We start from the raw sequence: 6,638 nt of genomic DNA, 5'->3' as shown, positions 1-6,638 counted from the left end.
CGTTAGGCAATACACCTGACTTAGGAATTTATTTACTCAAAATTTCTGATGTACGGGATAAGGTGGTCAACATGTCACAATCAATGAAACAGATTTTACTCGTGGAAGATGAGCTTGAAACGCGCTTAGTAATTCATCTCATGTTACATCTACGACAATACGAGGTGGATTTCGCTGAAGATGGCCAAGCGGCGGTGAAAATGGCTAACAATAAAGAATATGATTGTATTTTGATGGATATTGGGTTACCTAAGATGAGTGGAATTGATGCTTGTCTTGCTATAAGACATAACGAAGTACAAAAAATTGCGATTAAAAGAAACGCCTATTATTGCTATTTCTGAGCGTGCTCAAACTTCCGAGATTGAACAATGCCTTGAAGTAGGTATGAATACTATTCTCATCAAACCAATACAACCCCAATGTTTTGAACGCTTATTGATTTCATTAGAAAAAGAATCCTCTTGCTAAAAGGGGTTCTTTGCAGGAAGGTGTCACAACGCGCAATAATACCACTGCGCTTATTTAGAACCTCATTTACGAGAAATTGCTAAGAAAGATATTTATATTTAAATCATAAAATGACGTCTATCCTAATATGATATAGCCGGGTAACAGGATCGAGTCGCCCGGATCCCGCCCCCTAAAAACCTTACTATTACCCATAAGTCTATAAATTATAAGAAATATATTCCATTAATTTAACTCTCTGTTATAAGTAACGGCATGATTAAGCCTGATAATAAAAACAATGACAAAGGTAAATTTAAATAACCCATCTACTGGATGGGCAGAGAGTGAATTTGGAATAGTTAATTTTGGTGATAAACGATTAAGTAAAAGACTTTTAAAATAGCAGATAGCTTTGCTAATTCGCCTGAACGTTCAATAAATCAAGCGTGTGCAGATTGGCATCAAAGTAAAGCAACTTATAGGTTTTTCCAAAACGATGCAGTTTCTGAAAGAAAAATCCTTGATAGTCATATAACTAAAACAGTTGAAAGAGCCAAGGAATATCCAACTATTTTAGCCATCCAGGATACGAGTTATATTTCTTATAAAAATCATAAAAAGACTGAAGGATTAGGAGTTATAGCAGCCAGGGTTCGCTCTAAAGCAACTAATTTTCAAACTCATGGATTAGTAATGCATACAACATTTGCAGTGACTACGGAAGGACTACCTATTGGGTTATTGGATCAAAAAATTAGTTCCAGAGCGCCTTTAGATGAGGAAGTAAAGGAGCTGAAAAAAAGAAGTCATAATATCGCTCTTCCTATAGAAGAAAAAGAAAGTATGCGGTGGGTAGAATCTCTTGAAAACTCTAATAAATACCCTGAATTAAAACAGGTTAAAGTGGTTACTGTTTGTGACAGGGAAGCAGATATTTATGATTTATTTGAAGTTGCTTCTATGAATCAATCCCCCTTTGTAATTAGAGCGTGTCATCTTTTGAGGCGTTACTATAGCTCTGAATAAAACGTAGAAGTGATGGTTGCAAAGGAAATTTCGCACTATAGTATTCGCCTGTTTTTTCACATTAGCTTGGATGTGATCGGCTTTGGTATTTTTCCAGTCTGACAATACGACTTCAAAGTCTTTATTGTACTTAAAGGGAGGAGAGGATTTCGGCTCGATAATATAAGCCCCATATAAGCCTTCTTGCTCCTGAAGACCTACATGGGAATGATACCAATAAGTACCCGATTGATGCAGGATATAACGATATTGAAAGGTAGCTCCTGGAGGAATTCCCCTCTGCGTGATGTTCATGACGCCATCCATTTGCCAAGGGAGAATAATCCCATGCCAATGAATTGCAGCTTCTTTATCTAAATGATTATGAACGTTTATTGTTACCTCATCCTCTTCTTTAAATCGAAGCGTTGGTGCTGGAATCTGATGATTAACGGTAATAGCTCTCGCGGGATATCCTGTGAAGTTGACTGTATCATAAGCAACGGTTAAATCGATGATGTGATGTTTGGCCCACACGTCTACAGCGCAAATGAATAAAAAACAATAAATATCCTTTTTTCATTTAATAATCCTTAAATGTTTATTCTATTCACAATAAATCTTGCTCTGTTGCAAAAACGATTCAATTTAAAAATCATAAGCCAGCGTAATCAAGGTATTTATCTTAATCACTATATCATTGGCGTTTTCTTTTCATTATATTAGGTGCGTAATCTCTAAAAATTCGGCTCACTTAATGTCTAAACCAGTTTAGTTTTAAAGAATGAAACCTTGATTACACTACGCTGCATCAAGGCTACGCCTGCTCTTTATAAGAAATTCACCCGGTAAGAACCTGTCTATGTAGAATTTCACACTTTTCTAAAGCAATTTCAATTTCCATCCTAAGAAGGTTTTCCTGTTTTAGAATTTCAAAATCCCGAACAGTTGATTTCATAAATCACCTTATTGTTATGGTTTGACTGTCTGAAAAAATCACACCACGATTTGAATGTTGGTTTTTGTCAAGCCTGTTTTGCGCGCTGTCCCACTGCTCCACACACAATTGTTCATTATCGGAACAAGTTAGTGTCTAAATTGATGGATTATCAATCACCTTATTCGTTTGTACAATATTTTATATGTTAGATCTGTAATCTAACAACAAGCACTCCTTTTATTCGTCAGGAGTGGAATTAGATTGGCCAAAATTGTGGAGGTGTGACATGGCAAACGAGAAAGTTGAGCAAACTGAAGTTAAGCAAAGTCGTTTATACAAAATATCAGCCACTCATCCAAAGAGACAAGATAAAGAGGTAGAATTTATATTTGCGGAAAATGATTATGAAGCGTTTAATAGATCAAGATTTAAACGCAACATAGACAGGAGAATAGAGATGGAAAGCTGTGATTTAACTGTTTCTATTCCTGATAGTGCTCCTTACGTAAGCATTTTTCAAACAGAGAAAGATGCTAGATGGTATGCGTATGAGTACGGGAATGTTTTATACGATGGGAAAGCTTTAAAAGAAGAACAAGAGGAATTTTCAGACTTAAAAGCTACCTTGTTAAAGACTTTTGATGAAACTCAAAAAATCCATCAAAATCAATAAGCTTTTTTCTACTGTCGGACATTGCAAACAAAATGGTGATATGGCGCAATTCAGGGATAGTTTAAGTGCGTGTAGCAATGAAGATGCCATTAGAGCATTAATAGAGAGTGCTAAAGACCGTCACTTTATCTCGAGAACAATGAGCTCTAAGATTGAGGCTGTCGAGGATAAGTTAAATGAACTTACAAATCCTGGTATGGCTTATAATTAAAATTGGCAAATGAAATCAGGGTCAACGAGGAACACTGTTTCGAGTTGACCTTATTTTTGTTATTCATAGAGAGCTTGGAATAAGTGTCGCCCCCTCAGTACCTGACTCCATTTGTTATTTTTAAGTTGATGGATTGATAAGTGGAGCTCCACCGTTCACCGCAAATTGCATTCTTGAATGCCCATCAACATACATTTGGCCAAAATAGAAAATCAGCAAATTTCTAACGAGCAAAGAAAAACCAAAAGGTCAACTTTTATCCACCGCGCATAATTTGTTTTATAATTAAACGAAAGGTATTAATTGAGCACTAAAATGCATCAAAAAGAGTTAGTTAAATTAGCGAATTATATAAAAGACCAAGTTGATATTTTTGTGCCTTATAGTTCAAACAACCTTTCATTGACCGACCAACCTTATCATCGATTTTTTGGATTGGTGTTTCGCGAGCTCGAAAAGATCCTGAAGGCGTGAGAGAAAATATTCGTCAATGGCGTATGGATTTAAGAAAAGATAAAGTAGATAAAGAGAAATTTAAATCTTTACGGGTTACAGAAAAAATTCCTGCTCTTCCAGAAAATCCTACACTAGAACAAGTCAATGAATATATAAGTAATCTTCCCAAACGAGCGGTGAAGCAATTTCACAAGGATAAATCACGTATCGAAGATAATAATCGTCCTGAAGCTAGAGCTAAGAATGCGGTTAAATTTGGTATCGGTAATTGTGGAGAAAAAGCGGCTGTAGCATTCTCATTACTTTTAGAATATCCACAAGAAGGTTTAAAAAACTACCAAAACTTTCAACACCTGTTTCTATGGAAATTTTTTCTTTAGTTAGCGGTGATCATTCTTTTGTTGTATTAGGAAGAGATCTCAATAGCGATTTACAAGACATGTCTACTTGGGGACCTAATGCAGTTGTTTTAGATCCATGGTTAAATAGCGTATTTAATGTGAAAGAAGAATTACAACAACCTGAAAAAAACAATGCTTCTGTCTTACCTATATCGCTCAATATTCTGGAGGTTTTGTGGCAGAAAATAGAAGTAATATTGGACAAGGCCATACCCAGCGTTGGATTGATCATCGTCGTAAGAATAATGAACCTATTCTTTTAAGAGAATGGGAGCCTTTTTATACAAAAAACAAAAGAAAATACTCCCTGGCTTCAAACCAAATCAAAATCCTTTTTTGAAAAAATCAAGCCAGCGAGAAGTGAATCGAGCCCTAAGACGGAAATAAAGGAGGCCAGAGAAACTTTGGATGAAGACACCAGCAGTCCTGAGCACGTCAAGAAAAAAGCTAAAAACTTAAGTCCAGCGTGCCGCTACCCTTCCAATAATTACTGCTATGGCAGGCTATAATCCCACGGTGCACTTAGACATTCATGTGGTAAGAAATATCAAGGTGAGCGGAATTACTTATTTGGCTTGAGGGACAAGCACACCAATGGGGTCAAGATTTGAATTTTGTATTCAACGATCAACATTGAAGCCTTGACCCCATAGTTTCATTTCAATGGCAATTGCTGATTAGCAGGTCAATCTAAGAAGAGTTAATAACTCTACGCTGCCAAATTTCTTTAGATAGCTCCCATACCTCATGCGCGTTAAATTCAGGATCTACAAATTTAGCTGGTTCGGTATATAGCAGTCGGGCTCCCATTTTATCTTTAATTCGATGAGACGAGTAATTACCCACTGCATTGGTGAAAATCATTTTTTCAAACCCAAGAACATCGAAGGCATAGTTTGTAATAGGAACTAAAGCTTCTGTCATAAGACCCAGCCCCCAAAATTTCTTTCCTAACCAAAATCCACGGTTATCTGGATTGGCTATACGCCTTAATTCAATAGCACCGATTAATTCACCAGGAGAGGTTTGAAGAAATATACCCCATAGCCATCTTTCTTTACCTAAATAAGGAATGATTTCTTGGTTTAAATACTCCCGAACACCTTCAGCAGGGTATGGCCATGGCACAGAAGCAGTTAAATATCGTATGACCTCATAGTCTATGAAATATTTCTCATAGCTTGGCAAATCAACTTCTGTCATTTCCCGTAGAATGAGGCGCTCAGTTTTAAAAGTTGGGATCATGTTGATTTCCAATCAATTATGGAGACAAATAGCGACGGCGTGTAGGCTTGGAAATTTTTAAGCCTTTACATAAGCTCTTATCCTGATGTATTCGTTTGGCTACCTGTATTTTTAATATCAAGCTATTTTAAAAAGGAACTCGTCGAAAGTCCAAAGCCTGAGTTATTAATTGATATGTCTGGTATGGTCCAAATTTTGGAGACTCAACTAAACCAACGCGTCTGGAAAGAAGAAAAACAAGCAACAGCCTAATATTTTCAACGTATTTTATTTTGAAATCTTTTTCTGTCAATTCTTCACATAACACATATGATTACTCTAAAATTCCTGCTACATTTCAGTTTTTTAGTCATGTCAATATGGAAATTATTAACTGTTTTATGAAGTTATTTTAAGGATGAAGAAATTGATTAAAAGTAAATGCGGACTTATTTTAGCTTTCGGATTAACTTCGATTATAGCCCAATCCAGTAGCGCTGCTGTATCAGCAGTAAAAAACATACTATATGGAAAGATCAATTGGAAAAAACGGAAAGTAGGTTTTGGAATCCAATTATAGCTTTTTCTGCTGGAGGAGCGTTTAGTAGTAACATAGGTAGTTCAAAATTTATTCCTATTAGAGATCCTATTGAGGATGAATTTTTAGTTACGTTGCAGACCATTCAACTCAAGGGAAATTTATCTACGGTGCTTCTTTGGGAATAGAATTTTTATTAAATCCCAAATGGTTTTTACAGACTAACGTGAGTTATTATCAACCTATGAATTTTCATGCTCATGGTATAGTGACACAGGGAGTAGATGCACTATCAGTCGATTCATTTTCTTATGCGTATGATATACAGGTGCATCAGATATTATTTGAAAGTAAATTATTATATAACTGGCTCTATCGCTCAATGTCTTTTTATCCCTATGTTTCAGCAGGTATCGGGGTGGGTTTGAATTCAGCCAGAAATTACAATGTCAATATTGTTCCTCCCTTTACTACCTTTAGTAATCAATTCACGAATGAGACAAATACTTCGTTTTCTTACAAGGTAGGTCTGGGTGTTGATTATGATGTGGCTAATCATGTTCGAGTAGGTATTGGCTATCGGTTTGCTGACTTTGGTAGAGTTAAACTTGGAAATGCTTCAATTAATCAAATTCCGACATTAAATAATTTATCACAGTCCCATTTCTATACCAATGAAGTATTAGGACAAATAACAGTGGTGATTTAAACAAATCTGGAAATTTCTTTTTAAAGAA

Annotated in this window: 10 protein-coding genes and 1 pseudogene; 9 read left to right on the top strand and 2 right to left on the bottom strand. The window is 35.9% G+C overall.

Annotated elements, in window-relative coordinates:
* The 3 genes and pseudogenes from BN58_RS26515 to BN58_RS30130 all read left to right on the top strand — a co-directional run.
* Nucleotides 1-344: response regulator (locus tag BN58_RS26515; RefSeq protein ID WP_040916704.1), on the top strand; the 344-nt coding region annotated here is incomplete at its 5' end.
* Nucleotides 307-471: a response regulator gene (locus BN58_RS30135; RefSeq protein ID WP_198009956.1), complete on the top strand. Its 165-nt coding sequence runs from the start codon at nucleotides 307-309 to the stop codon at nucleotides 469-471. The genes BN58_RS26515 and BN58_RS30135, both read left to right, overlap by 38 nt.
* A 280-nt stretch (nucleotides 472-751) precedes the next feature.
* Nucleotides 752-1,443 (top strand): annotated as a pseudogene (locus BN58_RS30130) (IS4 family transposase); the annotation flags it as partial.
* Here BN58_RS30130 and BN58_RS16555 read toward each other — a convergent pair.
* The gene (locus tag BN58_RS16555) at nucleotides 1,396-1,995 is read right to left on the bottom strand and encodes a multicopper oxidase domain-containing protein (protein WP_026069548.1); all 600 of its coding nucleotides are present in this window, start codon (nucleotides 1,993-1,995) and stop codon (nucleotides 1,396-1,398) included. The pseudogene BN58_RS30130 and the gene BN58_RS16555 overlap by 48 nt on opposite strands.
* 689 nt (nucleotides 1,996-2,684) lie before the next feature.
* On the opposite strand from BN58_RS16555, the gene BN58_RS16545 reads away from it, so the two are divergent.
* From BN58_RS16545 to BN58_RS16525, 4 genes are all read left to right on the top strand, one after another.
* Nucleotides 2,685-3,071, top strand: a complete 387-nt coding sequence (locus BN58_RS16545; RefSeq protein WP_019217779.1) for a hypothetical protein — start codon at nucleotides 2,685-2,687, stop codon at nucleotides 3,069-3,071.
* Nucleotides 3,037-3,282 carry a hypothetical protein gene (locus BN58_RS16540; RefSeq protein WP_019217778.1) on the top strand — a complete coding sequence of 82 codons (246 nt, stop codon included), beginning with the start codon at nucleotides 3,037-3,039 and terminating at the stop codon, nucleotides 3,280-3,282. Before BN58_RS16545 ends, BN58_RS16540 begins: the two co-directional genes overlap by 35 nt.
* Nucleotides 3,283-3,752: 470 nt before the next feature.
* Entirely contained in the window at nucleotides 3,753-4,118 is a 366-nt protein-coding gene (locus BN58_RS16530) for a hypothetical protein (RefSeq protein ID WP_026069547.1), read from the top strand.
* The gene (locus BN58_RS16525; protein ID WP_019217775.1) at nucleotides 4,100-4,402 is read left to right on the top strand and encodes a hypothetical protein; all 303 of its coding nucleotides are present in this window, start codon (nucleotides 4,100-4,102) and stop codon (nucleotides 4,400-4,402) included. The genes BN58_RS16530 and BN58_RS16525 overlap by 19 nt, the downstream gene beginning before the upstream one ends.
* A 427-nt stretch (nucleotides 4,403-4,829) precedes the next feature.
* Here BN58_RS16525 and BN58_RS16520 read toward each other — a convergent pair whose 3' ends face one another.
* Entirely contained in the window at nucleotides 4,830-5,384 is a 555-nt protein-coding gene (locus BN58_RS16520) for a GNAT family N-acetyltransferase (protein WP_019217774.1), read from the bottom strand.
* Nucleotides 5,385-5,903: 519 nt separating this feature from the next.
* Here BN58_RS16520 and BN58_RS34985 point away from each other — a divergent pair.
* Together BN58_RS34985 and BN58_RS26510 are read left to right on the top strand one after the other, a co-directional pair.
* A complete protein-coding gene (locus BN58_RS34985) occupies nucleotides 5,904-6,089 on the top strand; it encodes a hypothetical protein (protein ID WP_019217773.1) in 186 nt (61 codons plus the stop codon).
* Nucleotides 6,080-6,610: an outer membrane protein gene (locus BN58_RS26510; RefSeq protein WP_019217772.1), complete on the top strand. Its 531-nt coding sequence runs from the start codon at nucleotides 6,080-6,082 to the stop codon at nucleotides 6,608-6,610. The genes BN58_RS34985 and BN58_RS26510 overlap by 10 nt, the downstream gene beginning before the upstream one ends.
* Nucleotides 6,611-6,638: the final 28 nt, after the last annotated feature.

Source organism: Legionella tunisiensis (genome assembly GCF_000308315.1).
Classification (GTDB): Bacteria; Pseudomonadota; Gammaproteobacteria; order Legionellales; family Legionellaceae; genus Tatlockia; species Tatlockia tunisiensis.
Note: the sequence above shows the minus strand (reverse complement) of the source record. Positions and strands in the feature narration are given on the sequence as shown.

Bases quoted from the DNA above. Each gene is read 5' to 3' on its own strand.
- BN58_RS16545 (WP_019217779.1), top strand. From the start codon at position 2,685: ATGGCAAACGAGAAAGTTGAGCAAACTGAAGTTAAGCAAAGTCGTTTA.
- BN58_RS16525 (WP_019217775.1), top strand. From the start codon at position 4,100: ATGGAAATTTTTTCTTTAGTTAGCGGTGATCATTCTTTTGTTGTATTA.
- BN58_RS16520 (WP_019217774.1), bottom strand. From the start codon at position 5,384: ATGATCCCAACTTTTAAAACTGAGCGCCTCATTCTACGGGAAATGACA.